This window comes from Brevundimonas sp. UBA4553, from assembly GCF_002387245.1.
Classification (GTDB): Bacteria; Pseudomonadota; Alphaproteobacteria; order Caulobacterales; family Caulobacteraceae; genus Brevundimonas.
In genome coordinates this window covers 242,109-268,405 of sequence record NZ_DGLD01000001.1, presented here as the reverse complement: position 1 = coordinate 268,405, position 26,297 = coordinate 242,109, and the positions used below count along the sequence as shown (strand labels likewise).

Genomic DNA, 26,297 nt, shown 5'->3' with positions numbered 1-26,297 from the left:
TCGTCCGCCCCTCATAGAGCAGGAATCGGCCGTTTGGGGCGCTGAAAAGGTCATTTCTAGGCAGCTGAAACAATCTGAAATCTAGCGAGTTCACTATTTCGCGAGCGCCAGACTCGCTCACCCGGAGAGATTTGATGATCCGCAAGACCGCCCTGCTGACCGGCATCGCCGGCGCCTTCCTCATCGCCGCGCCCGCCTTCGCCCAGGACGCCACGACGCCGCAGACGCCCGAACCGGCTCCCGCCGAGGCGGCCCCGGCTCAACCCCAGAGCCTGACCCTGACCCCCGGCGCCACGGTCAAGAGCGCCGACGGTTCGGAACTCGGCAAGCTGGTCGGCGCCCAGAACGGCGCGGCTGGCCAGGAACTGACTGTTCGCGGCGCTGACGGCTCGGTTCGCGCTGTCTCCGTGGCCGGTATTCGCCCGGAAGGCGCTGACATTATCGTCAACGCCAGCCTGTCGGACTTCCAGGCCGCCCCCGCCATCGGCGGCGCCCCGGCTGACGCTGCACCGCCGGCCGACGCCACCGACACCACCCCGCCGACCGACCCGGTCGAGCCGCCGGCGGCTGACGAACCCAATACCTGATCCCGTGATCCGGTAGAAAGAAGGGGCGGTCCGCATGGGCCGCCCCTTTTGCTGTTTGCGTATTAAAAAACGCCCGTCACGCCCGCTTCTTGATCAGGCCCAGCAGGAACAGCAGCAGGACCGCGCCGAGCGTGGCGACGATGATGCCGACGATCCAGCTGCCCGCGGCGTCGAAGCCCAGCAGATTAGCCAGGAAGCCGCCCAGCAGAGCGCCGATCACGCCCACGACCAGATTGGTCAAAAGGCCGTGGCTGCGTTTCATGATCTTTTCCGCCAGCCATCCGGCGATGATGCCGATGATGATCCAGGCGATGAATCCAAACCCACTCATTCGTAGCCTCCCGTAATGTCAGGCTTGATGCCGGGACCTTAATGCGTTGCGCGCCCGCCGGTTGCGACGCGCCTCACAAGCTTCACCGTTCGCGTGTCAGGCGAAACAGGCACGACGCTTGCGACGTGACGCCTGAGCCGTGCCGATCCGGCACAGCACAATCGTCAGAGGGAGGGGCCGTCATGGCCGCCGACATCGATCTTCACCTGGGCCGTCGCCTGCGCCGCCGTCGCCGCCTTCTGGGCCTGACCCAGCAGCAACTCGCCGTGCAGGTGGGCGTGCGATTCCAGCAGATCCAGAAATACGAATGCGGCGCCAACCGCATCTCGGCCGCCCGTCTGTGGGAACTGGCCGAAGCGCTGGAGACCCCTATCGGGTACTTCTACGACGGCCTCGGCGAGACCGAGCGCCCCCCCGTCGCGACCAGCGTCGAGCCGTTCACCGCGCGCGGCGCCGACCTGCACCCCGGCAGCAAGGCCGCCTGAGTCTTCCTCCTCGCGCCATGACGGCGGGCGGTGTATCTCGCCGTCATGACCCAGCTGGAAGCCTTCGCCGTCGAACTGTCGCAAGAGGCCGCGCGCACGGCCCTGCCCTATTTCCGTGGCGACAACGTCGAGGAGAACAAGGCGGGCCCGGGCGGCTTCGATCCGGTCACCGAGGCGGATCGCGCCGCCGAAGCCGCCATTCGCCGGCTGATCGCGGCCCGCTATCCTGACCACGGCGTCATCGGCGAGGAATACGGCGAAGACCGGCCCGAGGCGGATCACGTGTGGGTCCTGGACCCCATCGACGGCACCCGCGCCTTCATCGCCGGCCTGCCGCTGTGGACCACCCTGATCGCCCTGCGTCATGAGGGCGCGCCGGTCATCGGCGCCATTGGCCAGCCCTATCTGGGAGAGGTCTTCCTCGGCGGTCCGTCGGGCGCTCGCCTGCTGAAGGGCGGAACCGAAACCCGGCTGCAGACCCGCGCCTGCCCGGCCCTGTCCGACGCCCTGATCGCCACCACCGATCCCGACATCTTCGTCGGCGCCGACCGCGAGGCCTGGACACGGCTGCGCGCCTCGGCCCGACTGGCCCGGCTGGGTTGCGACGCCTACGCCTACGCCATGGTGGCGGCGGGTCGCATCGACCTGGTGGCTGAGACCGAGCTGAAGATCTGGGACTGGTCTGCGCTCAAACCCGTCATCGAGGCGGCGGGCGGCAAGGTCACCGGCTGGTCCGGCCAGGCGCCCGACGGCGACGGTCGCATCCTGGCCGTGGGCGACGCCGCCCTGACCGATCAGGCGCTGGCGGTGCTGAACGCGGTCTAGGCCGCGCCCCTGGCAGGCGCCGGGCTCGCCGCCTGCCCCTCGGCCGGAGCGACATAGCCGGCCAGGGCGTCGAACTCGTCAAGGAAGACGCCGCGCAACGGGTCGGCCTCCATGATCACCTCATGCAGGGCGCCGGGAACCTCGACATAGCGACCGCGTCCCAGACGGCGCGCCGCCCAGCGGTTGGTCTGTTTCCAGACCTTGTCGTCGTCGGAGGCCTGCACCACGCAGACCGGAATCTTGACTGACTTCAGCGCGCGCGGCTTCAACGCCCGCTCGCCTGCATCCAGGGCGAAGGCCAGCCAGCCCCAGGTCGGGCCGCCGATGGCCAGGTGCGGGCAGGCGTAGAGCTGCTGACGCCACAGGTCGTAGCGGTCCTGATCCGACGTCAGGCCATCCTTCTCGAAGGTGTGGTCGAACGGATCGTCCGGATTATCCAGCACATAGTCGCCCGCCTTGCCGTGGCGCAGGTTCCACCGCACCGCCAGCTTGACCGACCACATCGAGCGCTTGCCGGTCTTGATGCGCAGCATGGGGCTGGACAGGACCGCCCCGGCGAAACGGCTCTCGCCCGCCTCCAGCGACAGCAGGTTCAGCGCCCCGCCCATGGAGTGGCCGACCATGATCCAGGGCTTGGGCGCCTTGGCCTCGTAGGCGTCCAGCAGGCGGGCGTAGTCGTCCAGAAACTCCTCGACCGCGCGGGCGTGGCCGCGCAACCGATCGGGCAGGAGGCGCGCCGACAGCCCTTGGCCACGCCAGTCGTGGGCCAGGACGCAGAAGCCGCGCGCCAGGAAGTTGCCGATGACCTCGAAATATTTCTCGATCGGCTCGGTGCGGCCGGGGCTCAGGACCACCGTGCCGCGCGGCGTTTTCGCCTGCATCGCCGAGGGCGTCCAAAGCGCGGCGCGCAGGCGCAGCCCGCCCGCACCACGAAACCAGTCGCCCTCTCCGCCAGGGGGGGAGGCGGCGCCGGGCACGCCCATCAGAGGGGCATGGGCGGCGAAGGCGGTGGCGCGGTTCACTCGGGCTTCCTGAACTTCAAGGTCATGCGATCACTCTCGCCGATCGCGTCATACTTCGTGCGGTCGAACTCGGGATTGGCCGGTTCGCCCATCGGCGCCGTCAGACGGCGGGGCGCCAGGGTTTCGACCCCGAACGGGTGATCCTTGGTGTCGGCCGGATTGGCGTTGATCTCCGACGCCTCGACGAAGACGAAACCGGCCTCGGCGGCCAGTTGCTTGACGAAGGCTTCCTGCACATAGCCATTGGCGGCCGCCGGGTCCTGATCTTCGTCAGGCTGAAGCCGATGCTGCTCGACCCCCAGAATTCCGCCGGGACGCAGGGCCGCATAGGCGTCGGCGAAGGCCTTCTCGGCGATGCCCGACGCCATCCACGACTGGATGTAGCGCATGAACAGGACCAGGTCGGCGGTCCCAGCCGGGGCCACCGGCCCCGTGCCCGCGCCGAAGGCGCTGAACTGGACCGTTCCATACAGCTTCTTGTCGGCCTCCAACCGCGCCTTGAGCGCATTGTTGATGGCCAGTTGCGCCGGGTCGGCGGCAGGACCTTCAGCGAAGCCCGCGAGGTAGAGCGTGCCGCCGCCCTTGTTCAGGTAGGGGGCCAGGATTTCGGCGTACCAGCCGCTGCCGGGCCAGAAGTCGACGACGGTCATCTTGGGCTGCAGGCCGAAGAAGCGCAGCGTCTCGACAGGGTGGCGCCAGACATCGCGCGCCTTGTCCGGGGCTGAACGCCAGGCGCCGGCGACCGCCCATTCCAGCGAGCCTTCCGGCGGGCCGGCCGGGACGGCGGGGGCTTCCGGCGTCGCCGCCTTCTCTTCCTTCTTGCCGCAGGCGGCCAGGCCGGCGAAGGCGGCCATGCAGGCCCCCGCCAGAACCGCGCGTCGCGTCGATCGCTCAGACATGCGCGCCTCCCTGGATCAGGATCATCATGATCTCGGGCTTAGGCCGCTTCTCCGCCAGCGTCAAAACCGCAAACCGCATCAGTTCGCGGTCTCGGGCTTGCGGAAGCGCAGGGTCATGCGGTCGCTCTCGCCGATGGCGTCGAAGGCGGCGCGCTCCTCGGCGGTCAGGGTGCGGCCCGCGCGTTCGGACGTGCGCACCGGCGCCAGGGTCCAGACCCCAAACGGATGGTCGCGGTCGTCCTTGGCGTTGGCGTTCAGCTCGCTACGCGCCTCCAGCTCGAATCCGGCGCGGCGGGCGGCGTGAATGACATAGCTTTCGGGCACATAGCCGGTGGGGGCGACCTCGGTCACGTTCAGGCCCTCGACGCTGCGGTGCTGCTCGACCGCCAGGACGCCGCCCGGCTTCAAGGCCTTGAAGAAGGCGGCCAGATAGGGATCGGCGCGACCATCGCGCGACCAGTTGTGGAAGGCCCGCGCCACGACCACCATGTCAGCGGTCCCGTCCTCGACGCCCATGCCTTCCGTGGGCTTGCTGACGGCGACGTAACGCCCGCCCGTCGCCGCCGCATAGGGCTCCAGGATGTTGCGCCACCAGCCGGCGCGGCCGGGCTCGATCTCGACCACCGTCAGGCCGGGCTGCAGCCCCCAGAAGGTCAGGGTCTCGAACGGATGGCGCTGGCTGTCGCGGGCGCGGTCAGCCTCTGGCCGGGTGGTCGAAGCGATGGCGGCCTGCAGCGCGGCGTCTTCCTGAACCTGGGGCATCTCCATCGACAGGCCCTGACGATGCGGCAGGGGCGGCGACGCCGGCGGCGCAGAAGTCTGGGCGAAGGCGGGGGCGGCGAGGGCGGACGCCAGAAGGGCGGCGAGGACGAGGGGTCGCATGGGGGCTCCGGTCGGTCCTGAAAGAAACAATCTGTAACCCTTACGGCGCTTCGCGGCTGCGGCAAGGCGCGGATTGGCCCAAGCGACGATTTCGCGCGCCCCTGGCGGCCGCTTTTCGCGGGCCGCCCGCCGCCTCTTGCGATCTGAAAACGCGCGCCTACCTCTTCATCCGAGAGCGCCGATCCCGGGCTCTCCAGACCTGACGGGGCCGATTTCGGACCGTTCGGGCTGAATCCCTCCGCCGTCCGGGGCCAAATCGCCGGGCGGTTCAACCTTGCTGAATCTCAGAAGGATGACCCATGCGTACCTATGATTTCTCGCCGCTGTACCGTTCCGCCGTCGGCTTCGACCGCCTGGCCCGCCAGCTGGAAAGCGCCGCACGCTCCAGCCAGGAAAACGGCTGGCCCCCCTATAATATCGAGACGACCGGCGAGAACGCCTATCGCATCGAAATCGCCGTCGCCGGCTTCTCGCCCGACGAGCTGAACATCGAGGCCAAGGAAAACCAGTTGACCGTCACCGGCAAGAAAGCCGCCAACGACGACGCCTCGGTTCAGAAGACCTATCTGCATCGCGGCCTGGCCGAGCGCGATTTCGAGCGCCGCTTCCAGCTGGCCGACTATGTGGTGGTCAAGGGGGCCGACCTGTCGAACGGCCTGCTGACCATCGACCTGCAACGCGAACTGCCCGAGGCTCTCAAGCCGCGCCGCATCGAGATCGCGACCGGCACGCTGATCGAAGACAAGAGCAGCAAGGCGAAGAAGGCCGCTTAAGCCCGGCTTACTTCTGAACAACCGGATAGGGGCGGCGTTCGCGTCGCCCCTTTTTCGTGCGCGCCCTTAAGCCTAGGCCGCCTTCAGATCCGTCGGATCCAGCCCGCGCGCCCCGCCGGTCTTGGCGTCGGTGAAATCGGCCTGCTTGACCTGGGCGCCGTGCATGACAGCCCGGCTGAGGTCAGCGCCCTTCAGCACCGCCCGGCGCAGATCGGCCCCCGACAGATCGACCCCGCGCAGGATGGCGCCTGACAAGTCGGCCGGCAGCAACCGTTCCGGCCCCAGCATCAGGGGGCCCAGCTGGGCCTCGCGCAGGTCCGAACCGTTCAGCTTGGCTCGAGCCAGCCGCACTCCGCGCAGGTCGGCCCGGCGCAGATTGGCCGAGCGCAGGTCCGCACCCTCCAGTTGCGCGCCCTGAAGCTGCACGCCCTCCATGTCCAGGCCGTAGAAGACCGCCCCCTTGGCCGACAGGGCCGTCAGGTTCAGTCCGCGAATGGATTCCAGCGGTCGCAGGTCGACCCCGTCGAACACCGAGGGCTGGCCCTCGGCCCCGCCCGTCTCGCACCACTGGGCGTGGTCGCGCAGCATCTCGGCTGCGGGCATGCGGCTCACCGACTCGCCCGCCGAACGGTTGTCCGTCAGCGCGCCTTCCATATTGGCCCCGTCGGTGCGCCACATGGCCGCCTTCACGCCCACCAGGATGGCGTCGGTCAGGTCCGCTCCCGACAGGTCGGCGCCCGACAGGTCCGCCCCCGCCAGATCGGCGCCGGTGAAATTGGCCTGTTTCAGATTGGCCCGGACCAGCTTGCAGTCCTTCATCACCGCATCGGTGAAGTCGGCGGCGATGGCCACCATGCCGGTCATGCGCGAGCGTTGCAGGTTGGCGCCGACAAGGCTGGCCCCCTGGGCCTGGGTGTCGCCGCGCTTCTGGGCCTCGATGACCCGGAAGCCCAGCTTGCCGTCCGCCGCCGCAATGGTCCCCTCGCGCAGGTCGGCCTCGAACAGGTCGGCCCCCGACAGGTCCGCCCCGCGCAGACAGGCCCCGCGCAAATCGGCCCGGCGCAGGCTGGCGTCGGTCAGGTTGATGTCCTGCATGTCCGCGCCGAAGAAGTTGGCGTTATCCAGCTTGGCCCCGGCCAGGTCGCAATTGTGCAGACGGGCGGCGGCGAAATCGGCGTCGGCCAGATTGCGGCCCCGCAGCGTCAGCCCTGACAGGTCCATCCAGGCGAAGACGGCGCGCGCGCCGCCCGGCCGCGCCTGCCACAGCCGGTCATGCTTGGCGCAGATCAGGTCGACCTCGGCCTGGGTCGGTTTCTTTCGGACAGGGTCGGCGACGTCGCTCATGCCGGCAACATGGCTTACGCCCCATTAAGGAAGCTTTGCGGAAACGGCGGTTTCCGCACGCCTATTCGGTCAACAGGCCCTGCTCGCGCAGGGCCTCGGCCAGGTCGCCGTCCTGGGTCCACAGCCGCGTGTAACCAGCCTCGCCCAGGCGGTTCAGCTCGGTGATCAGATCGGCGCGCGGCGCTGCGACGAAGCGGCCGTCGAACCCTTTTCCGTCCTCGCTGATGCGGACCATGGGCCGACCCGTCTCAAGCCGGTGCAGGAAGCCTTCGCACAGGATGGCGGCGTCCGCGGCCAGAAGGCCGGTCTCCACCGTCAGGCCCGACTGGCGCAGGCGCTCGGTGCCGCGTCCCGAGGCGAACGGCGACGGATCCAGGGCGGCGATGACCACCCGCTCGACCCCGGCTTCGGCCAGGAAATGAGCGCAGGACTTTCGGCCCGAGGACCGCGCGCCGCAGGGCTCCAGCGTGACATAGGCGGTCGCGCCCTTCACGGCTTCACCGGCGGCGGGCACGGCCTGTTCCTCGGCGTGCGGGCGTCCGCCCGGCGCGGTGGCGGCTTCGGCCAGAACGACGCCGTCCTTGACCAGGACGCAGCCGACCGCCGGATTGGGCCAGGTCTCGCCCATGCTCGCCAGCGCCAGATCAATGGCGCGGCGCATGTGGACGGCGTCGTCCGGGGCGCTGCTCACGCAATCACCGGCAGGGCTTGCGCCCGGCTCTCGTCCAGATAGCGGGCGGCGACCGGCTTCAGCTCGGCGTCCAGATCGATCTCCAGCGGATTGCCGGTGGGGATTTCCACCCCGACGATCTGGTCGTCCGGCACGGCGAACAGCAGCTTGACGATAGCGCGCAGCGAGTTGCCATGGGCGGCGATCAACACGTCCTCGCCCGCCTTCAGGCGCGGCGCGATCTCAGCGTCCCAGTAGGGGCGCACGCGATCCAGCGTGGTTTTCAGACTCTCGGTGTCAGGGATGGCCTTGCCGGCGTAGCGGGGGTCGGCGTCGAAATCGAACTCGCCGCCCGGCGCCAACGGCGGCGGCGGCACGTCATAGCTGCGGCGCCAGATCTTGACCTGATCCTCGCCGTGCCTGGCCGCCGTCTCGGCCTTGTCCAGTCCGGTCAGGCCGCCGTAGTGGCGTTCGTTCAGCCGCCAGTCCTCGACCACCGGCACGTCTTTCAGACCCGCCGCGTCCAGCGCCAGGGCGCCGGTGCGCTTGGCCCGGGTCAGGACCGAGGTGAACATGACGGCGGGCTTGAACCCGGCCTCGGCGATAAGCTCGCCGCCGCGTCGCGCCTGCGCCTCGCCCTCGGCGGTCAGGTCGACGTCGACCCAGCCGGTGAAGCGGTTTTCCAGGTTCCACTGGCTCTGGCCGTGGCGCAGCAGGATCAGGCGAGGCATGGGCGTCTCCGTAACGTCGTCCTTCGCCTAGGCCGTGGACGCGGGGCTGGTCAAGGTTTCAGCATGCGGGAAAAGAATGCAGCCGCAACGCCCCTCGCGCGTTGTTGGCCTCGTCGGGGAGGCCAGCTATACCGCAAAGGTGGGGAGCGGGTCGCTGAACCCCGTTCGCCCATCCATCCCAGTTCCAGGAATATCCATGTCGAAGCCGCGCCAGGACATCCGCCCCAATACGGCGGAATACGAAACCCTTCCCCTGGTGAAGCCGACCGGTTTCCGCGAATATGACGCCCGCTGGATCCTGGAAAAGGAAATCAACCTTCTGGGCATCCAGGCTCTCGGCCTGGGCCTGGCCACCTACGTCCACGAGATCGGACTTGGTTCTGAAGGACGAAGCCCGCGCATCGCCGTCGGCCACGACTTCCGGTCCTACTCCCTGTCGGTGAAGCAGGCCCTGATCCTCGGCCTGCTGGAAGGCGGCATGGAGGTTGTCGACATCGGTCTGGCCCTGTCGCCCATGGCCTATTACGCCCAGTTCGCGCTCGACTGCCCCTGCGTCGCCATGGTCACGGCCAGCCATAACGAGAACGGCTGGACCGGCGTCAAGATGGGCGCCCAGGCGCCGCTGACCTTTGGCCCCGACGAGATGACCCGACTCAAGGAGATCGTCCTGAACGGCGAGGGCGTCGCGCGCCCCGGCGGCCGCGTCGAACGCGTCGAGGGCTTCCGTGAGACCTACATCAAGGACGTGGCCTCCAAGGTGAAACTGACCCGTCCGCTCAAGGTCGTCGCCGCCTGCGGAAACGGCACCGCCGGCGCCTTCGCCCCCGAGGCCCTGCGTCTGATGGGCGCCGAGGTGATCGAGATGGACACCGACCTGGACTGGACCTTCCCCAAATACAATCCGAACCCGGAAGATCACGCCATGCTGGTGCAAATGGCGGCCAAGGTGAAGGAAACCGGCGCCGACCTGGCCCTAGGTTTTGACGGCGACGGCGACCGCTGCGGCGTGGTGGACGACACCGGCGAGGAGATCTTCGCCGACAAGATCGGCCTGATGCTGGCCCGGGACCTCTCGGCCATCCACCCGAACGCGACCTTCGTCGTCGATGTGAAGTCGACCGGCCTCTACAAGACCGACGCCGTGCTGGCGGCCAATGGCGCCGAGACGGTCTACTGGAAGACCGGCCACTCCTACATCAAGCGCAAGACCGCCGAACTGGGCGCCCTGGCCGGGTTCGAGAAGTCGGGCCACTTCTTCCTGTCCGGCGATCTGGGCCACGGCTATGACGACGGCCTGGTGGCGGCCGGCGCCGTCCTGGCTATGCTGGACCGCAACCCCGGCAAGTCGCTGTCGGAGCTGAAGTCCGCCCTGCCCGACGCCTGGACCAGCCTGACCATGTCGCCGCACTGCGACGATGAGCTGAAGTACGACGTCCTGGCGAAGATCGTGAAGGAGTACGAGGACCTGGCGGCCGCCGGCGGGTCCATCCTGGGCCGCAGGATCGTCGAGGCCATCACCGTCAACGGCGTGCGCGTCCACCTCGAAGACGGCTCCTGGGTCCTGGTCCGCGCCTCGTCAAACAAGCCGGAACTGGTGGTGGTGGTCGAGAGCATGCGCTCGGCCGACGACATGCGCGACCTGTTCCGGAAAGAGATCAAGCCGCGCCTCGCCGCCCATCCCGAAATCGGCGCCTTCAATCAGGAAATCTGACCTGGATTTGACGAGCGCCCCTGGCGGGGGCGAAGTGGCGTCATGAGCAACGCCTCCCCCCTGCCCGTCGTCATCGTCGGCGGCGGCTTCTCCGGCGCCATGCTGGCCGCCCGACTGGCCGAGCGTGGACAGACCTCGGTCCTCATCGAGCAGGACGGCGCCTTCGGTCCGGGCGTCGCCTATTCCACGCCCCTCGACGCGCACCGGTTGAACGTCCGCGCCGGGCGCATGAGCGCCGTCGCCGACCGGCCCGCCGATTTCGCCGACTGGCTGACGACCCACCATCCCGATCAGGCCGAGGCCGACGGCTTCGCCCCGCGGCGCCTCTACGGCCTCTATGTCCGCGACCGTCTGGCCGGCGTCGAAGCGGCGCACCCCGGCCTGATCCAGCGTCTGACGGGCGCGGTCGTCGCAATCCAGGGTCAGGCCGTAGTGCTGACCGACGGCGCGCGCGTCGAAGGCCGGGCCGTGGTCCTGGCCACCGGCAATCCCGCGCCGCGCACCGCCGTGGATGGGGGCGGGCGCGTCATCGCCGACCCCTGGGCCTCCGACGCCCTGACGCGTGTCCGCCCCGAGGACGACATCCTGATCCTCGGCGCAGGCCTGACCATGGTCGACGTGTTGCTGGCCTTGCAGGCGCAGGGCTGGCGCGGGCGCGCCACAGCGGTGTCGCGGCGCGGGCTCCTGCCGCGCGCCCACGGCCCCCGGCACGACGCCGCGCTCGACCTGCCGCCTTCAGCCCTGACCGGCCCGCTGTCGGCCCGGCTGGCGACGGCGCGACGCCTGGCTCGCGATCACGGCTGGCGTCGGGTGATGGAGGGCTATCGTCCGATCACGCGTGACTTGTGGCGAGCCGGGAGCGAAGCCGAGCGCGGACGCTTCCTGCGACACCTGCGCCCCTGGTGGGACGTCCACCGCCACCGGATCGCGCCCGAGATCGCCGCCGAACTGGACAGCCTGCTCGCCGCCGGCCGCCTTTCGGTGCGCGCCGGGCGCATACAGGCCGTTCAGGCCGCCGATGCGTCCGTCACCCTGCGGATGACCGCGCGTGGCGGCGAGGCGCAGTCCCTGTCCGCGCCCTGGCTGATCGACTGCACCGGTCCCGGCCATGACGCCGCCGCAGCGCCGCTGACAGCGGCGCTGGTCGCTTCCGGTCGCGCCCGGATCGCCGCGTCCGGCCTGGGTCTGGATCTTGATGAGGACGGCCGTGTCCTGCACGCCGACGGCGCGCCGGACCCGACGCTCTATGTCCTGGGGCCGCCGGCCCGCGCCGCCTTCTGGGAGACCGTCGCCGTGCCGGACATCCGCCAGCGCATCGAAGCGCTGACGGAACGCCTGACGGCCTAGCCCGCCGCCTTCACCGCCGCCGAGACGTCGGCGACCACCCGTTTGACCAAGGCCTCGTCGTCGCCCTCGGCCATGACGCGGATCAGGTTTTCGGTGCCGGACGGCCGGACCAGCAGGCGACCCGAGCCGTTCAGGGCGGCCTCCGCCTCGGCCATGGCGGCCTTGACCTTGTCGTCTTCCAGCGGCTTGCCCGCGGTGTAGCGAACATTCTGCAACAGCTGCGGCACCGGCTCGAACTGACGCGCCAGCTCGCTCATCGGCGCGCCGGTCTCCACCAGCACCGCCAGGACCTGCAAGGCCGCCATCAGGCCGTCGCCGGTCGTGGCGTGGTCCTTCAGGATGATGTGGCCCGACTGCTCGCCGCCGATGTTGAAGCCGCCGGCGCGCATCCGCTCCATGACGTAGCGGTCGCCCACCTTGGTCCGCTCCAGCGTCAGCCCCTCGGACTGCAGCTTCCGCTCCAGCCCCAGGTTGGACATGACGGTGGCGACCACGCCCTTGCCGTTCAGGCGGCCGCGCTTGGCCCAGTCCAGACCGATCAGGGCCATGATCTGGTCGCCGTCGACCACATGGCCCTTCTCGTCGCAGATGATGACCCGGTCGGCGTCGCCGTCCAGCGCGATGCCGATGTCGCAGCGATAGCGTTTCACCGCCTCGGACACGGCGGCCGGGTGGGTCGAACCGCACTCGGCGTTGATGTTCAGACCGTTCGGCTCGACGCCGACGGGGAAGACCTCGGCCCCCAGCTCATAGAGGGTGGTCGGCGCCACGCGGTAGCCGGCGCCGTTGGCGCAGTCGATGGCGATGCGCAGGCCCTTGAGGCTGAGCCGCCGCGGGAAGGCCGACTTGGCGATCTCGATATAGCGCGGCGGGGCGTCGTCGATGCGTTTGACCCGGCCCAGCTTGTTGGCGGGGGCCAGATCCTGATTCAGGCCCTCGTCCATCATGGCTTCGATCTTCAGTTCGATCTCGTCCGACAGCTTGTAGCCGTCGGGTCCGAACAGCTTGATGCCGTTGTCGGCGTAGTCGTTGTGCGAGGCCGAAATCATGATGCCCAGATCGGCGCGCATCGACCGGGTCATCATGGCCACGCCCGGCGTCGGCAGGGGACCAAAGGTGCGCACGTCCATGCCGACCGAGGCCAGACCGGCCACCAGCGCCGGTTCGATCATATAGCCGGACAGGCGCGTGTCCTTGCCGATCACCACCAGATGGCGACGGTCGTCATCGGTGCGGAACAGCTTGCCCGCCGCCAGCCCGACCCGCAGGGCGACCTCGGCCGTCATCGGATGGGTGTTGGCCCGGCCGCGAATGCCGTCGGTGCCGAAGTATTTTCTCTCGCCCAAGGGGCTCGTCCTTCGCTGGCGGCCCCGGAGGATTTGCAAAGAAACCTTCCGAAACCCATTTTTTGATGTCGCCGGTCTGTGCTTCCCCTAGACGCAAGATCACAGGGCGAGACGGGCGGAACCCTCTCGCTTACCCCTTACGGCGGCTGCGCGCAAAGCGTGACCGCTCCGCCCCCTCACCGGAGCAGACCTCATGTGCGGCATCATCGGCATCACGGGCGCAGGCGCCGTCGTCCCCCGTCTGATCGACAGCCTGAAGCGGCTGGAGTACCGCGGCTATGATTCCGCCGGCATCGCCGCCGTCGTCGACGGCCGCATCGAACGCCGCCGCGCCAAGGGCAAGATCCGCGAGCTGGAGGCCGTCCTGACCGCCGAGCCCCTGGCCGGAACCATCGGCATCGGCCACACCCGCTGGGCCACCCACGGCGCCCCAACGACGGCCAACGCTCACCCGCACAAGGCCGGTCGCGTCTGCCTGGTCCATAACGGCATCATCGAGAACTTCGCCGAGCTGAAGGCCGAGCTGGAGGCCGAGGGCCGCGTCTTCGAGAGCCAGACCGACACTGAGGTCGTCGCCCATCTGCTCGATCATAAATTGGCAGCGGGCCTGGCCCCGCTGGACGCCTTCAAGGCCACGCTGGACCGCCTGACCGGCGCCTATGCCCTGGCCGTCCTGATCGAGGGCGAGGACGACCTGATCCTCGGCGCGCGTCGGGGCAGCCCCCTGGTCGTCGGCTGGGGCGAAGGCGAGATGTATCTGGGCTCGGACGCCCTGGCCGTCGGTCCCTTCACCCAGAAGATCTCCTATCTGGAAGAGGGTGACTACGTCGCCATGACCCGTTCGGGCGCGCGGATGTTCGACGCCTCGGGCCATCCTGCCGAGCGCCCCGTGGTGCAGGTCTCGGCCTCGTCGGCCATGGTCGAAAAGGGCGCCTATCGCCACTTCATGGAAAAGGAAGTCCACGAGCAGCCCGACAGCGTCCAGCACACCCTGTCGGAATACCTCGACCTGGTGACGGGCGCGGCCAAGCCCCAGGCCGTCGACTTCGCCGCCATCGACCGCATCCAGATCATCGCCTGCGGCACGGCCTTCTACGCCGGTCAGATCGGCAAGTACGCCTTCGAGAAATATGCGGGTCTGCCCTGCGACGTCGAGATCGCGTCGGAGTTCCGCTACCGCTCGCCGGCCCTGACGCCCGGCACGGTCGCCGTGGCGGTCAGCCAGTCGGGCGAGACCGCCGACACCCTGGCCAGCCTCACCTGGTGCAAGGCGCAGGGGCTGCAGACCGCCGCCGTCGTCAACGTCCACACCTCGTCGATGGCGCGCGAGGCCGCAGTCCTGTGGCCGACCCACGCCGGCCCCGAGATCGGCGTGGCCTCGACCAAGGCCTTCACCGCCCAGGTCTCGGCCCTGCTGGCGCTGGCCGTCGCCGCAGGCGTGGCGCGCGGCCGCATCGACGCCGCCCGCGAAGCCGAACTGGTCAAGGCCCTGTTCGAGGCCCCGCGCCTGATCGCCGAGGCCCTGCAGATGGACAGCCAGATCCGCGCCATCGCCCAGGACCTGGCCAAGGCCACCGACGTCCTCTTCCTCGGTCGGGGGGCCATGTTCCCCCTGGCCATGGAGGGCGCGCTGAAGCTGAAGGAGATCAGCTACATCCACGCCGAGGGCTACGCCGCCGGCGAACTGAAGCACGGTCCCATCGCCCTTGTGGACGAGAAGACGCCGATCATCGCCCTCGCGCCGCTGGACGAGGTCTATGAGAAGACCGCCTCCAACCTGCAGGAAGTCGCTGCACGCGGCGGCCCCGTCGTCATGATCGCCCCGGCGACCGCGCCCGCCCCGCACGGCGCCGGCATCCGTCGCGTCGACGCTCCCGACTGTCACCCCCTGATCGCGCCCCTGGTCTACGCCGTCCCGGTCCAGTTGCTGGCCTACTACACCGCCGTCCAGAAGGGCACCGACGTCGATCAACCGCGCAACCTGGCCAAGTCGGTGACTGTGGAGTGAGATGAACCCAAACGGTCGAGCCGCGTTTGGAACGGTCACGGTTTGCGCCTATGAGGGGCGCCTAACGGCTGTTCAGGACGACTGATGACGACTTCTCCCGCACGCCTTCGCAAGGCGGTCCTTCCCGTGGCCGGTCTGGGCACTCGCGTCCTGCCGGGCACCAAGACCACGCCGAAGGAGCTGCTGAACGTCGTCGATCGGCCGATCCTCAGCTACATCGTCGAAGAGGCGCGCGAAGCGGGGATCGAGCACATCGTCTTCGTCACCGGCCGCGCCAAGCAGGCCATCGAGGACTATTTCGACCACCAGATCGAGCTGGAAGCCCAGCTTCTCGCCAAGGGCAAGACCGAGATCCTGGAGGCCATGAACGCCGAGCTGGCGACCGCCGGCGAAATGAGCTTCACCCGCCAGATGCAGCCCAAGGGCCTGGGCCACGCCGTCTGGTGCGCGCGCGACATCATCGGTCACGAACCCTTCGCCGTCATCCTGCCCGACGTCATCGTGGACTCGCAGCCCGGCGCCCTGAAACAGCTGGCGGACCTCTACGCCGAGGTCGGCGGCAACGTCATCGGCGTCGAAGCGGTGCCCGAAGCCGACACCCACAAGTACGGCATCATCGCCCCCTCTTCCCAGGACGGCCGCCGCTTCGCCATGAAGGGCATGGTGGAAAAGCCCAAACAGGGCGCCGCGCCCTCGAACATGTCGATCTCGGGCCGTTACATCCTGCAGCCGGAAATCTTCGACCTGCTGGAAACCCAGGAGAGCGGCGCCGGCGGCGAGATCCAGCTGACCGACGCGATGGACCGGCTGATGAAGCATCAGAGCTTCACCGCCTACGAATACGAAGGCGTGACCCACGACTGCGGCGACAAGATCGGCCTCCTGCGCGCCAATGTCGCCCTGGCCCTGAAACGTGCTGACCTGGGCGAAGCTACCCGCGCGGCGATCACCGCGCTCCTCTGAACGGGCCGGCGAGGGAATGCGCGCACAAATCACGGCGAAACACCAAGCCGTTTCAATGACCTGACAGAATTTCGTCCGTCTTTTCGCGCCCTGCGGCAGGCCGCGTTACGATCTCGCCCCTGACCACGCCGCCGCCTGGCGTTTCAGACGATTCAGACCATTCAGACTCTGTTTTTTCCTGACGACCGCTTTTCCCCGCGCCCAAGCGCCACGCTTTCGCGCCCTGGCGCGTTGAGCTAGGCAGGACGCACAGACCAGACGAAGGTTCGACCGATGCGTGTGATGATTTTGGGCGGCGACGGTTTTTGCGGCTGGCCCACGGCCCTGCACCTGTCGGCGCGCGGCTGGGACGTGCTGATCGTCGACAACCTCAGCCGCCGCAACATCGACAATGAGCTGGAGGTCCAGTCCCTGACCCCCATCCGCACCATGGGCGAACGTATCGCCGCGTGGAGAGAGGTCAGCGGCCGCACCATCGAGTTCGTCAACATGACGGTCGGCAGGGAGTTCGACCGCCTGGTCGTCCTGATCAGGGACTGGGCGCCCGACAGCGTTGTCCACTTCGCCGAGCAGCGCGCCGCCCCCTATTCGATGAAGTCGGCGCGGCACAAGCTCTACACGGTCGACAACAATCTGAACGCCACCAATCACCTGCTGGCGGCCATCGTCGAGAGCGGTCGCGACGTCCACCTCGCCCATCTGGGCACCATGGGGGTCTATGGCTACACCACCGCCGGCCTGCGCATTCCCGAGGGCTATCTGAAGGTCACGGTCGACACCGACTACGGCCCGGCCGAGCAGGAAATCCTGTTCCCGCCGAATCCGGGGTCGATCTATCACATGACCAAGACTCAGGACGCCCTGCTGTTCCAGTTCTACGCCAAGAACGACGGCCTGCGGATCACCGACCTGCACCAGGGCATCGTCTGGGGCGCCCAGACCGAGGAGACGAAGCAGGACGAGCGCCTGATCAACCGCTTCGACTATGACGGCGACTACGGCACGGTGCTGAACCGCTTCCTGATGCAGGCGGCGGTCGGCTATCCGCTGACGGTCCATGGCTCGGGCGGCCAGACGCGGGCCTTCATCCATATCCAGGACACGGTGCGTTGCGTCGAGCTGGCGCTGAAAAATCCGCCCAAATCGGGCGACCGGGTCAAGATTCTCAACCAGATGACCGAGAGCCGCCGCGTCCGCGATCTGGCGCAGATGGTCGCCGATATGACCGGCGCCGAGATCCACAATGTGCCGAACCCGCGTCAGGAAGCCGACGAGAACGAACTGGTCGTCGCCAATGACCAGTTCCGCGATTTGGGGCTGAAGCCCATCACCCTGGCCGAGGGGCTGATGGCCGACGTCACCGACATCGCCCGCCGCTACGCCGACCGGGCCGATCATACGAAGATTCCCTGCGTCTCCAGCTGGAACGGCAGGCGCGCCGAGGCGCTGCAATCCCAGACGACGGACCAAACGCCCGCCGTCGCCCGAACCGCCTGACTGGACCGCCTGACCGGAACGCCATGACCCAGCCTGCTCCCGACGCCCCCGCTCTACTGGTCTTCGGCGGCGGCTATGTGGGATTGGCGGCGGCGCAAGAGGCGATCCGGCGCGGGGGACGGGCGGTCGCCACCTCGCGCGATCCCGACCGTCGCGCCGAGTTGACGGCGGCCGGCGTCGCCGCCGTCGATCCGGCCGACGCCGAAGCCCTGACGGCCGCGGTGGCGGCCTGCTCGGCCATTCTGATCACGGCCGCCCCGGACGGCGCCGGCTGCCCCGGCCTGAAGGCCCTCGTTCCCGCGCTTGCGGCCTCAGGCGCCTATCCCGACTGGATCGGCTATGTGTCTTCGACCGCGGTCTATGGCGACCGGGCGGGAAGCTGGGCCTTCGAGGACGATGAGCTGAACGCCGCCAGCGTGGAGGGCGCCCGGCGCGTGCGGGCCGAGCGAGACTGGCTGGACGCCGGGCGCGGCATGGGCCTGACCGTGCAGATCTTTCGCCTGCCCGCCATCTACGGCCCCGGCCGCTCGCCTCTGGATCGCCTGCGCGACGGCACGGCCCGATTGGTGAAGAAGCCCGGTCAGGTGTTCAATCGCATCCATGTCGAGGACGCCGTCGCCGGCTTCTTCGCCTCCATGGCCCGCCCGCATCCGGGCCGCGCCTACACCCTGGCCGACGATGAGCCGGCCCCGGCGGACGTGGTGATCCGGGGCGCAGCGGCGCGCCTCGGCCTGGCCCTCCCGCCCGAGGTCTCCCTCGACGACCCGTCGGTATCGGACGCCATGCGGCGCTTCTACAACGACTCCAAACGCCTCTCGAACGCCCGCGCCAAGGCCGAACTGGGCTGGCGGCCGAAGCATCCAAGCTGGCGCGAGGGACTTGAGGCGCTTATCCGCCAAGGTGGATGAGCGCCTTCAATGAGAAGGCCAACGCCAACGAAGACTGAGACACAGCAGATGGCGGAGATTGGAGCAACAAGTGCTACCACCAGTTCGCCTCCCTCAGCGCCCGGGCGTATCGGCGGCTGACCGGGGCGACCAGTTCATTGTCGGGGCCGCCGTCTAGCGTCAGGGCGGCTCGGCCGTCGCCGCGGGCGACGGAGACGACGGCGTCCCTCGCCACCCACCAGCTGCGATGGGTCTGGGCGCCTTCCAGGCCTTCCAACTCGGCCAGAGCGTCGGCCAGGCGCATCAGGATCAGGTCCGAGCCCCGATCCGTGTGCAGGCGCAGATAGTGGTCCTCGGCCTGGACGGCGATCAGGCGGGCGCCGCGTAGCTTGATCGGCAAGCGCTCGAGGAAGCGGGCGGGCGCGGCGCCGGGGGCGCCGGCGTGGGTCTCGACCGGACGTTCGCGGCCCAGAAAGACGTTGAGCGCGCTGAGCACGGCGGTGATCAGCAGCACCGCCGGCAGGAAATTGATCAGCACCGCGATCGGCAGCAGGTGTTGATAGAAGAACAGGCCGGTCGCGGCCCAGACGCCCAGGGTCAAGGGGCCGGTGATGACCCCTGTCAGAATTGCCGCCGTCAACCACGGTCGGGCGTCCGGGTCGATGAAGCGTGTGACCAGGGCGCCGCAGGCGTGGCCCCACAGCCCGCCCAGCATCAGCATGGCGATCCAGTAGACCAGTCGCTGACCCAATGGCGTCCCGCCCGAGCCGAACGCGCCGCTGAAGGCGAGAAAGGCGCCGGCGACCACAGCAACGATCAGGCCGCGCAACACGTCCCGCGCCTTGCTCTCGGGTAGACGGAATGGCGGCATCAGGCGTTCGACTTCGGCCCACAGACCGCGCGGAAGCCCGCGGCGGCGAAGCGCACCATGTAGTCGCAGGCGCTGTCGAGATCGCCGGACTTGCACAGGCCGCCCGACAGGCGGTCCAGGCGTCCGGTCTCGCCGAGCGTCAGGGTCAGGGCGCCCGACAGGTTGTGGTAGGCCCAGTAGAGGTCGGTTTCCTCCGCCTCGGGCAGCAGGCGCTTGACCAGTTCAAGCAAACGCCGGATGGCCGGGTCGAAATAGCGGGCCATGGTCTCGCCGCCGAAGGCCGGGTTGGCGTTGGTCTGGGCCACCAGGGCCGCGTAGTGCTTCCAGCCCGGACCGCCTTTCAGCGACCACTGGAACGGCGGGCGCAGGAAGGCCTCGAACAGGCCCTCCAAGGTCATGGCGTCGCCGGCGGCCTCGGCGTAGCGGTCGACGGCGGCGACGCGCTCGCTGTTCCATACCTCGGCCCGACGAGTGAAGACGGCGTCGAACAGCTCCTTCTTGGCCCCGAAGTAATAGTGAACCAGGGCCGTGTCCACGCCCGCCTCGCGCGCAACCTCTCGGATGGTGACGCCATAGAAGCCATGCTTCGAAAACAGGTCTTCGGCCGCGTTCAGGATGGCGTCGCGGGCCTCGCCCGCGCCGGCGCTCTTGGTCTTCTTGGGTCGCCCGCGCCGGGCAGGCGCGGGGGCGGCGGGCGGCAGGGTCGGAGCGAGGTCGTCGTCGGCGTTCATGCGCGCAAGCTAGTCGCGCTTCGACCCTCAGTGCAACGGCGCCACAGGCGGGGCGGATTTACGGCGGTTTTCAGCGTGGCCGTTTGACAGCACGACGAAAGGTCGTCAGTTTCCCTGAAAATCATTGAACGCTGAATAAAAGCGTCGATTGGGCAGGAAATCAGGAATTGGGATGCCAATGAACAGACTCGTGAAGACCGTCTTGCTGGCCGGCGCCGCCTGGGGCGCGCTGTCGGCCTCCGCCGTGGCCCAGGAGGCCTCGACCGAAACCCAGGCGTCGAACGTCGACGACATCATCGTCACCGCGCGCCGCCGCGAAGAAACCCTGAAGGACGTGCCGGTGGCCGTCTCGGTCCTGGGCGCCGTTCGTCTGGAAGAAACCGGTGCGACCGACATCACCGTGCTGCAACAGCAGACCCCGAACGCCACGGTGCAGGTGGCGCGCGGGTCCAACTCGACGCTGATCTCCTTCATCCGCGGCATCGGCCAGCAGGATCCCCTGTGGGGCTTCGAACCCGGCGTGGGTCTCTATGTCGACGACGTCTACATGGCCCGCCCGCAGGGCGCCGTGCTGGACATCTTCGATATAGAACGTCTGGAGGTCCTGCGTGGACCGCAGGGCTCGCTCTACGGTCGCAACACGGTTGGCGGCGCTATCAAGTACGTCACTTCGCGGCTGGACCCGGATTCGCCGGAACTGACCCTGCGTGGCGCCTACGGCAGCTACAACCAGATCGATCTGCTGGCCCAGGGCTCCATCCCGGTCACGGACAAGCTGCGCATCGGCGCGGGGGTCGTCAGCTACAACCGCGACGGTTACGGCGAGAACCTGAACACCGGCGCCGAGCACTATGACAAGGACGTTCTGGCGGGCCGCGTCAGCGTCGAGTTCCAGCCCTACGACAACGCCTTCTTCCGCCTGGCCTACGACCGGGTCGAGGACAAGTCGAACCCCCGCCACGGTCACCGCGAAGTCGCGGGCGTGGGGCCCGGCGCCGGAATCCCCGGCAGCGTCTATGACACCTACGCCGGCCTGGGCGATCGCAACAAGGTGACGACGGAGGGCGTCTCGCTGACGGCCCAGGTCGATCTCAACGACACCTGGTCGTTCAAGTCGATCACCGCCTACCGCACCGGCGACACCGACACCTTGATCGACTTCGACAACACGCCGGCCCCGACGCTGGACGTGCCGGCCATCTACGGCGACCACCAGTTCACCCAGGAGTTCCAGGCGCTCTTCAGCGCGGACCGGATCCAGGGCGTAGCCGGCCTCTTCTACCTGGACGGCACGGCTTCGGGCGCCTTCGACACCATTGCGCAGAACTTCGGCATCGTCATCGGCACCGCCGGCTATGTGAAGACCACCAGCATCGCCCTGTTCGCGGACGTGAACCTGGACCTGACGGAACGCCTGCACCTCGGCCTCGGGGCGCGCTACACGATGGACGACAAGACCGGACATGTCTTCCGCGCCAACTACCTGGGCGCCACGCCCAGCCCGCTGCTGGGCGGCACGGCGCGCAACCCGATCCTGCTGCGGACCGATTACACCCGCTCCAACACCTTCGACCAGTTCACGCCCAAGGCGTCGCTGTCGTTCGACTTCTCGGACAGCCTGACCGGCTACGCCTCCTATTCGAAGGGCTTCAAGTCGGGCGGCTTCGACATGCGCGGCGACGCCATCCTGACGCCGAACACCGTCAACGGCTATCAGCCGGAAATGGTCGACGCCTATGAGATCGGGCTGAAGGGCTCGGCCTTCGATCGTCGTCTCAGCTTCTCCTCGGCCGTCTTCTACAACGAGTATCAGGACCAGCAGGTCACCACCCAGGTCCCGGCCGTGGGCGGCATCGCCAGCTTCGTCGACAACGTCGGCTCGTCGAAATTCTTCGGCGCTGAACTGGAAGGCGCCCTGGTCGTGACCGACAGCGTGACGGCCAACTTCGCCGTCGGCTACCTCGACACCAAGTTCGAGAAGTTCCTTCGCTACAACCTGACAACCCAGCAGTACGAAGACATCTCGGACCTGGTGGTGCTGCAGAACGCGCCGAAGTGGACGGGCTATCTGGGCGTCACCTGGCGCGGCGACGTGGCGGGCGGCTCGCTGGCGGTGACCCCGTCGGTCAGCTATCGCGACGACTACAGCCAGTTTGAGTTCCCCAACCCCGTGCTGGATCAGGACGCCTACGCCCTGGTCGATCTGTCGGCGGTCTGGACGGACCCGAGCCGGACCTGGACGGTGGGCCTCTATGGCAAGAACCTGACGGACGAGGAGTACCGCGTCGGCGGCTACAACTTCGCCGGCGCCCCCTACAACGACTCGTTGATCGGCTACTACGGCCCGCCGCGGACCGTAACCGCGTCGCTACAGTACAAGTTCTAAGGCAGGAATTCCTCCTGGACGCCTGATCATCTGATCGCGGGCGGCGGTTCAGCCCTGAACCGCCGCCCTTTTTCTTTTGGCGTCGTCGAACGACGCCGTTACCGTCGTCTCCAAAGAATAAAGAACACCGCCCAAGGGGGGCATGCCATGACCACGTCTGGGGCCGCAGCGCCGCAAGAGGCCGTCGAGAAGGGCGTCTCGCCCGGCTACCGCTACTATGTGCTGGCGGTTCTGATCCTGATCTACATGCTCAACTTCCTGGATCGCCAGATCATCGGCATCCTGGCGGCGCCGCTGAAGGAAGAATTCGGCATGTCGGACAGCCAGTTCGGCCTGCTGGGGGGGATAGCCTTCGCCTCGGTCTATTCCACCCTGGCCATTCCGCTGGCCTGGCTGGCGGATCGGGCCAGCCGGGTGTGGATCATGACCGGCGCCCTGGCGGTCTGGTCCGGCTTCACCGCTCTCTGCGGGGTGGCGGGCTCCTTCGCGCAGTTGTTCCTGTGCCGGATGGGCGTGGGCATCGGCGAGGCGGGCGGCGTGGCCCCGGCCTATTCGCTGATCGCCGACTATTTTCCGCCCCAGCAGCGCGCGCGCGCCATGGCGGCCTTCGCCTTCGGCATTCCTCTGGGCATGGCGGCGGGAACCCTGGTGGGCGGCCTTCTGGCGGCGACCTATGGCTGGCGAACCGCCTTCATCGTGGTGGGCCTGCTGGGCGTGCTGGTCGCGCCCCTGCTGCGCCTGACGGTGCGCGATCCCAAACGCGGCGGCACGGACGCCGCCAAGACCCAGGCCCAGGTCGCGGCGCTGGAAGCCGCACCCGCCGGTTCCGACCGGCCCGGCAAGCTGGCTGCGCAGGCCATGCTGGGGGTGGGCGCGGGCGCATTGGTGCTCGCGGCCCTGATCCAGTTTGCCGGTCTTTCGCTGGGCAATCCGCTGGTCTTCGCCTTCGGCGGTCTGCTGGCGGTGGTGATCGGGGTCTCGCTGATGATCGCGCGGCGCACGGCGACGGTGGTCATCAAGAAGCGCAGCTTCTGGCTTCTGGCCCTGGGCGCCGCCTCGTCTTCGGTCTGCGGCTACGGCGTGGCCGGCTGGCTGCCCCTCTTCTTCATGCGCAGCTTCGATCTGACCCTGGCGCAGACCAGCGTCTATTATGCGGGCATCGCCCTGATCGGCGGCATCCTCGGCATCTGGATGGGCGGCATGATCGCCGACAAGCTGTCGAAGCGCGGCAAGGGCGCCTATCCGATGGTGCCGGCGGTGGCCTTCCTGATCTCGGCACCCTGCTTCATTCTGGCGATGAACTCGCCTTGGCTGATCGGTCTGGTTCTGCCGGGCGGTGGCAGTCACACGCAGCAGCTGGTGCTGGCCTTCCTGATCTTCCTGCTGCCGACCGGACTGAACCTGGCCTGGCTGGGGCCGATCACGGCGGCGGTCCAGCACCTGGTGCCGGCGGCCATGCGATCGACCGCCTCGGCCCTGTTCCTGCTGATCAACAACCTGCTGGGGATCGCGGTCGGCTTCTACTACTTCGGGTGGATGAGCGATCTCCTGGCGCCCCGCTTCGGCGAGGAGAGCCTGCGCTGGGCCATCTACACGGGCATGGGCTTCTACGTGTTGGCGGCCATGCTGCTGTTCGGCGCGGCCCGGACGCTGAAGCGGGACTGGGTCGACTGATCCGACCCGGCGCCTGACATAAGAAAAGGCTCTGACGGCCATAAGGAGGGGGGCGGTTGCGCAGGCGAAGGCGCGACGCCTATAAGCGCGACCAAAGTTTCCACAACCCTCCTCCCAACGGCGCGGATCAGACATGAACATTCACGAGTATCAGGCCAAGCAGGTTCTCAAGGCCTTTGGCGCTCCGGTCGCCGAAGGCGTGGCCATCACCTCGGCCGACCAGGCCGAAGCCGCCGCCAAGCAACTGCCTGGCCCGCTCTATGTCGTGAAGTCGCAGATCCACGCTGGCGGCCGCGGCAAGGGCAAGTTCAAGGAACTGCCGGCTGACGCCAAGGGCGGCGTGCGTCTGGCCTTCTCGATCGAGGACGTGGTCAAGAACGCCAAGGACATGCTGGGCAACACCCTGGTGACGGCCCAGACCACGGACGCCGGCAAGCAGGTCAACCGCCTTTACATCGAGGACGGCGCCGACATCTCGCGCGAGCTCTACCTCTCGATCCTGGTCGACCGCGCCTACGGCCGCATCTCCTTCGTCGTCTCGACCGAAGGCGGCATGGACATCGAGGCCGTCGCCCACGACACCCCGGAAAAGATCATCACCGTCGTCATCGACCCGACGACCGGCGTGACCGAAGCCGACTGCGCCACCCTGTCGGACGCGCTGAAGCTGGAAGGCGACGCCCGTGAAGACGGCAAGTCGCTGTTCCCGGCCCTGTACAAAGCCTTCGTCGAGAAGGACATGGCCATGCTGGAAGTGAACCCGCTGATCGTCATGGAAAACGGCCATCTGCGCGTTCTGGACGCCAAGGTGTCGTTCGACGGCAACGCCCTGTTCCGTCACCCCGACATCAAGGAACTGCGCGACGAGACCGAGGAAGACGCCAAGGAAATCGAAGCCTCGGAATGGGACCTGGCCTACGTCGCCCTGGACGGCAACATCGGCTGCATGGTCAACGGCGCCGGTCTCGCCATGGCGACGATGGACATCATCAAGCTGTACGGCAAGGAGCCGGCCAACTTCTGCGACGTCGGCGGCGGCGCCGGCAAGGACAAGGTCGCTGCGGCCTTCAAGATCATCACCGCTGACCCGGCCGTCCAGGGCATCCTGGTCAACATCTTCGGCGGCATCATGAAGTGCGACGTCATCGCCGAAGGCGTGGTCGCGGCCGTCAAGGAAGTGGGCCTGAAGGTGCCGCTGGTGGTGCGTCTGGAAGGCACCAACGCCGAGCTGGGCAAGAAGATCCTGAACGAGAGCGGCCTGACCATCCAGGCGGCCGACGATCTCGACGACGCCGCCCAGAAGATCGTCGCGGCGGTCGGCTAAGGCTCAGAGCCTTACTCGCCACCGCCCCGCTGACACACAGAATTCAGAGCACAGACACATGTCCATTCTCGTCAACAAAGACACCAAGATCATCGTGCAAGGCCTGACCGGCAAGACCGGCGGCTTCCACACCGAACAGGCCCTGGCCTATCACGGCACCCAGATGGTCGCCGGCGTGCACCCGACCAAGGGCGGCACCAACTGGACCGGCTCGCACGGCGAAACCCTGCCGATCTACGCCTCGGTGGCCGAGGCCCGCGACGCCACCGGCGCCGACGCCACGGTCATCTACGTCCCGCCGGCAGGCGCGGCCGACGCCATCATCGAAGCCATCGAGGCCGAGATCCCCTTCATCACCTGCATCACCGAAGGCATCCCGGTGCTGGACATGGTGCGCGTCAAGGCCCGCCTGGACCGCTCCAACTCGCGCCTGCTGGGCCCGAACTGCCCCGGCATCCTGACCCCGAACGAGTGCAAGATCGGCATCATGCCGGGCAACATCTTCTCCAAGGGTTCGGTCGGCGTCGTCTCGCGCTCGGGCACCCTGACCTATGAAGCCGTGTTCCAGACCACCAACGCCGGCCTCGGCCAGACCACGGCCGTCGGCATCGGCGGCGACCCGGTCAAGGGCACCGAGTTCATCGACGTCCTGGAAATGTTCCTGGCCGACGACGCCACCGAGTCGATCATCATGATCGGTGAAATCGGCGGCGGCGCTGAAGAAGACGCCGCTCAGTTCCTGATCGACGAAGCCAAGAAGGGCCGCAAGAAGCCGATGGCCGGCTTCATCGCCGGTCGCACGGCTCCGGCCGGCCGCACCATGGGCCACGCTGGCGCCATCGTTTCGGGCGGCAAGGGCGACGCGGAATCCAAGATCGCCGCGATGGAGTCCGCGGGCATCCGCGTCTCGCCGTCGCCGGCGCGTCTGGGTCACACCTTGCTGGAAGTCCTGAAGGGCTGATCGCCCTTCGAGAGGTCGCTACGCTCGCGACGCGGTCGCTCG

Annotated in this window: 23 protein-coding genes and 1 pseudogene; 14 read left to right on the top strand and 10 right to left on the bottom strand. The window is 68.1% G+C overall.

The genetic code is table 11. The features are described 5' to 3' along the window. The first annotated feature begins 134 nt into the window (after positions 1 to 134). Entirely contained in the window at positions 135 to 587 is a 453-nt protein-coding gene (locus B4A39_RS01315; protein WP_292032420.1) for a superoxide dismutase, read from the top strand. A gap of 76 nt (positions 588 to 663) precedes the next feature. On the opposite strand, the gene B4A39_RS01310 is transcribed toward B4A39_RS01315, so the two are convergent. Continuing rightward, positions 664 to 918, bottom strand: coding sequence for a GlsB/YeaQ/YmgE family stress response membrane protein (locus B4A39_RS01310; protein WP_292032419.1), 255 nt, complete (start codon positions 916 to 918; stop codon positions 664 to 666). Positions 919 to 1,100: 182 nt separating this feature from the next. Between B4A39_RS01310 and B4A39_RS01305 the strand changes: the two are divergent. Further along, positions 1,101 to 1,352 (top strand): annotated as a pseudogene (locus B4A39_RS01305) (helix-turn-helix domain-containing protein); the annotation flags it as partial. A 96-nt stretch (positions 1,353 to 1,448) separates the two neighbouring features. Continuing rightward, entirely contained in the window at positions 1,449 to 2,228 is a 780-nt protein-coding gene (gene hisN, locus B4A39_RS01300; RefSeq protein ID WP_292032417.1) for a histidinol-phosphatase, read from the top strand. Here hisN and B4A39_RS01295 read toward each other — a convergent pair. From B4A39_RS01295 to B4A39_RS01285, 3 genes are all read right to left on the bottom strand, one after another. Beyond that, a complete protein-coding gene (locus tag B4A39_RS01295; RefSeq protein WP_292032415.1) occupies positions 2,225 to 3,250 on the bottom strand; it encodes an alpha/beta fold hydrolase in 1,026 nt (341 codons plus the stop codon). The two genes, hisN and B4A39_RS01295, sit on opposite strands and share 4 nt — an antisense overlap. After that, positions 3,247 to 4,149 carry a class I SAM-dependent methyltransferase gene (locus B4A39_RS01290; RefSeq protein ID WP_292032413.1) on the bottom strand — a complete coding sequence of 301 codons (903 nt, stop codon included), beginning with the start codon at positions 4,147 to 4,149 and terminating at the stop codon, positions 3,247 to 3,249. Before B4A39_RS01290 ends, B4A39_RS01295 begins: the two co-directional genes overlap by 4 nt. Positions 4,150 to 4,227: 78 nt before the next feature. Next, entirely contained in the window at positions 4,228 to 5,031 is an 804-nt protein-coding gene (locus B4A39_RS01285) for a class I SAM-dependent methyltransferase (RefSeq protein ID WP_292032411.1), read from the bottom strand. Positions 5,032 to 5,330: 299 nt separating this feature from the next. On the opposite strand from B4A39_RS01285, the gene B4A39_RS01280 reads away from it, so the two are divergent. Next, positions 5,331 to 5,804 carry an Hsp20 family protein gene (locus tag B4A39_RS01280; RefSeq protein WP_292032409.1) on the top strand — a complete coding sequence of 158 codons (474 nt, stop codon included), beginning with the start codon at positions 5,331 to 5,333 and terminating at the stop codon, positions 5,802 to 5,804. A gap of 72 nt (positions 5,805 to 5,876) precedes the next feature. Here B4A39_RS01280 and B4A39_RS01275 read toward each other — a convergent pair whose 3' ends face one another. From B4A39_RS01275 to gpmA, 3 genes are all read right to left on the bottom strand, one after another. Continuing rightward, entirely contained in the window at positions 5,877 to 7,148 is a 1,272-nt protein-coding gene (locus B4A39_RS01275) for a pentapeptide repeat-containing protein (protein WP_292032407.1), read from the bottom strand. A 61-nt stretch (positions 7,149 to 7,209) separates the two neighbouring features. After that, a complete protein-coding gene (locus tag B4A39_RS01270) occupies positions 7,210 to 7,809 on the bottom strand; it encodes a bifunctional diaminohydroxyphosphoribosylaminopyrimidine deaminase/5-amino-6-(5-phosphoribosylamino)uracil reductase RibD (protein WP_409449580.1) in 600 nt (199 codons plus the stop codon). Between the two features lie 26 nt (positions 7,810 to 7,835). Then, positions 7,836 to 8,549, bottom strand: a complete 714-nt coding sequence (gene gpmA, locus B4A39_RS01265; protein ID WP_292032403.1) for a 2,3-diphosphoglycerate-dependent phosphoglycerate mutase — start codon at positions 8,547 to 8,549, stop codon at positions 7,836 to 7,838. A gap of 196 nt (positions 8,550 to 8,745) precedes the next feature. Here gpmA and B4A39_RS01260 point away from each other — a divergent pair, with 196 nt between their 5' ends. Continuing rightward, positions 8,746 to 10,260: a phosphomannomutase/phosphoglucomutase gene (locus tag B4A39_RS01260; protein ID WP_292032401.1), complete on the top strand. Its 1,515-nt coding sequence runs from the start codon at positions 8,746 to 8,748 to the stop codon at positions 10,258 to 10,260. Positions 10,261 to 10,302: 42 nt separating this feature from the next. Further along, positions 10,303 to 11,607 (top strand): FAD/NAD(P)-binding protein, encoded by a 1,305-nt coding sequence (locus tag B4A39_RS01255; RefSeq protein ID WP_292032400.1) that lies wholly within the window; start codon positions 10,303 to 10,305, stop codon positions 11,605 to 11,607. Here the strand turns inward: B4A39_RS01255 and glmM are convergent. After that, the gene (gene glmM, locus B4A39_RS01250; RefSeq protein WP_292032399.1) at positions 11,604 to 12,953 is read right to left on the bottom strand and encodes a phosphoglucosamine mutase; all 1,350 of its coding nucleotides are present in this window, start codon (positions 12,951 to 12,953) and stop codon (positions 11,604 to 11,606) included. The two genes, B4A39_RS01255 and glmM, sit on opposite strands and share 4 nt — an antisense overlap. A 193-nt stretch (positions 12,954 to 13,146) precedes the next feature. Between glmM and glmS the strand changes: the two genes are divergently transcribed. The 4 genes from glmS (at position 13,147) to B4A39_RS01230 (ending at position 18,329) form a co-directional block, all read left to right on the top strand. Continuing rightward, complete coding sequence (glmS, locus tag B4A39_RS01245) at positions 13,147 to 14,961, top strand: glutamine--fructose-6-phosphate transaminase (isomerizing) (RefSeq protein WP_292032398.1); 1,815 nt, start codon at positions 13,147 to 13,149, stop codon at positions 14,959 to 14,961. An 84-nt stretch (positions 14,962 to 15,045) separates the two neighbouring features. Next, complete coding sequence (gene galU, locus B4A39_RS01240; RefSeq protein WP_292032397.1) at positions 15,046 to 15,924, top strand: UTP--glucose-1-phosphate uridylyltransferase GalU; 879 nt, start codon at positions 15,046 to 15,048, stop codon at positions 15,922 to 15,924. A 273-nt stretch (positions 15,925 to 16,197) separates the two neighbouring features. Continuing rightward, positions 16,198 to 17,421 carry an NAD-dependent epimerase/dehydratase family protein gene (locus B4A39_RS01235; RefSeq protein ID WP_292032395.1) on the top strand — a complete coding sequence of 408 codons (1,224 nt, stop codon included), beginning with the start codon at positions 16,198 to 16,200 and terminating at the stop codon, positions 17,419 to 17,421. Between the two features lie 23 nt (positions 17,422 to 17,444). Next, entirely contained in the window at positions 17,445 to 18,329 is an 885-nt protein-coding gene (locus B4A39_RS01230) for an NAD(P)H-binding protein (RefSeq protein ID WP_292032394.1), read from the top strand. 73 nt (positions 18,330 to 18,402) lie between these two features. Here B4A39_RS01230 and B4A39_RS01225 read toward each other — a convergent pair whose 3' ends face one another. Then, entirely contained in the window at positions 18,403 to 19,179 is a 777-nt protein-coding gene (locus tag B4A39_RS01225; RefSeq protein ID WP_292032392.1) for a LytTR family transcriptional regulator DNA-binding domain-containing protein, read from the bottom strand. Beyond that, positions 19,179 to 19,910 carry a TetR/AcrR family transcriptional regulator gene (locus B4A39_RS01220; protein ID WP_292032390.1) on the bottom strand — a complete coding sequence of 244 codons (732 nt, stop codon included), beginning with the start codon at positions 19,908 to 19,910 and terminating at the stop codon, positions 19,179 to 19,181. Before B4A39_RS01220 ends, B4A39_RS01225 begins: the two co-directional genes overlap by 1 nt. A gap of 178 nt (positions 19,911 to 20,088) precedes the next feature. Here B4A39_RS01220 and B4A39_RS01215 point away from each other — a divergent pair, with 178 nt between their 5' ends. The 4 genes from B4A39_RS01215 to sucD all read left to right on the top strand — a co-directional run bounded on the left by B4A39_RS01215 (position 20,089) and on the right by sucD (position 26,255). Beyond that, entirely contained in the window at positions 20,089 to 22,296 is a 2,208-nt protein-coding gene (locus B4A39_RS01215) for a TonB-dependent receptor (RefSeq protein WP_292032388.1), read from the top strand. Positions 22,297 to 22,443: 147 nt separating this feature from the next. After that, the gene (locus tag B4A39_RS01210; protein WP_292032386.1) at positions 22,444 to 23,970 is read left to right on the top strand and encodes a spinster family MFS transporter; all 1,527 of its coding nucleotides are present in this window, start codon (positions 22,444 to 22,446) and stop codon (positions 23,968 to 23,970) included. A gap of 133 nt (positions 23,971 to 24,103) precedes the next feature. Next, a complete protein-coding gene (sucC, locus tag B4A39_RS01205; protein ID WP_292032384.1) occupies positions 24,104 to 25,294 on the top strand; it encodes an ADP-forming succinate--CoA ligase subunit beta in 1,191 nt (396 codons plus the stop codon). A gap of 58 nt (positions 25,295 to 25,352) precedes the next feature. After that, on the top strand, positions 25,353 to 26,255 hold the full coding sequence (sucD, locus tag B4A39_RS01200; protein ID WP_292032381.1) for a succinate--CoA ligase subunit alpha: 903 nt from the start codon (positions 25,353 to 25,355) through the stop codon (positions 26,253 to 26,255). Positions 26,256 to 26,297: the final 42 nt, after the last annotated feature.

Coding starts and splice junctions, on each gene's coding strand:
- B4A39_RS01260 (WP_292032401.1), top strand. CDS start 8,746: ATGTCGAAGCCGCGCCAGGACATCCGCCCCAATACGGCGGAATACGAA.
- galU (WP_292032397.1), top strand. CDS start 15,046: ATGACGACTTCTCCCGCACGCCTTCGCAAGGCGGTCCTTCCCGTGGCC.
- B4A39_RS01220 (WP_292032390.1), bottom strand. CDS start 19,910: ATGAACGCCGACGACGACCTCGCTCCGACCCTGCCGCCCGCCGCCCCC.
- sucC (WP_292032384.1), top strand. CDS start 24,104: ATGAACATTCACGAGTATCAGGCCAAGCAGGTTCTCAAGGCCTTTGGC.
- B4A39_RS01280 (WP_292032409.1), top strand. CDS start 5,331: ATGCGTACCTATGATTTCTCGCCGCTGTACCGTTCCGCCGTCGGCTTC.
- B4A39_RS01275 (WP_292032407.1), bottom strand. CDS start 7,148: ATGAGCGACGTCGCCGACCCTGTCCGAAAGAAACCGACCCAGGCCGAG.
- B4A39_RS01230 (WP_292032394.1), top strand. CDS start 17,445: ATGACCCAGCCTGCTCCCGACGCCCCCGCTCTACTGGTCTTCGGCGGC.
- glmS (WP_292032398.1), top strand. CDS start 13,147: ATGTGCGGCATCATCGGCATCACGGGCGCAGGCGCCGTCGTCCCCCGT.
- B4A39_RS01215 (WP_292032388.1), top strand. CDS start 20,089: ATGAACAGACTCGTGAAGACCGTCTTGCTGGCCGGCGCCGCCTGGGGC.
- B4A39_RS01310 (WP_292032419.1), bottom strand. CDS start 918: ATGAGTGGGTTTGGATTCATCGCCTGGATCATCATCGGCATCATCGCC.
- B4A39_RS01285 (WP_292032411.1), bottom strand. CDS start 5,031: ATGCGACCCCTCGTCCTCGCCGCCCTTCTGGCGTCCGCCCTCGCCGCC.
- B4A39_RS01225 (WP_292032392.1), bottom strand. CDS start 19,179: ATGCCGCCATTCCGTCTACCCGAGAGCAAGGCGCGGGACGTGTTGCGC.
- gpmA (WP_292032403.1), bottom strand. CDS start 8,549: ATGCCTCGCCTGATCCTGCTGCGCCACGGCCAGAGCCAGTGGAACCTG.
- B4A39_RS01315 (WP_292032420.1), top strand. CDS start 135: ATGATCCGCAAGACCGCCCTGCTGACCGGCATCGCCGGCGCCTTCCTC.
- B4A39_RS01235 (WP_292032395.1), top strand. CDS start 16,198: ATGCGTGTGATGATTTTGGGCGGCGACGGTTTTTGCGGCTGGCCCACG.
- B4A39_RS01210 (WP_292032386.1), top strand. CDS start 22,444: ATGACCACGTCTGGGGCCGCAGCGCCGCAAGAGGCCGTCGAGAAGGGC.
- hisN (WP_292032417.1), top strand. CDS start 1,449: ATGACCCAGCTGGAAGCCTTCGCCGTCGAACTGTCGCAAGAGGCCGCG.
- B4A39_RS01255 (WP_292032400.1), top strand. CDS start 10,303: ATGAGCAACGCCTCCCCCCTGCCCGTCGTCATCGTCGGCGGCGGCTTC.
- B4A39_RS01290 (WP_292032413.1), bottom strand. CDS start 4,149: ATGTCTGAGCGATCGACGCGACGCGCGGTTCTGGCGGGGGCCTGCATG.
- B4A39_RS01270 (WP_409449580.1), bottom strand. CDS start 7,809: ATGCGCCGCGCCATTGATCTGGCGCTGGCGAGCATGGGCGAGACCTGG.
- sucD (WP_292032381.1), top strand. CDS start 25,353: ATGTCCATTCTCGTCAACAAAGACACCAAGATCATCGTGCAAGGCCTG.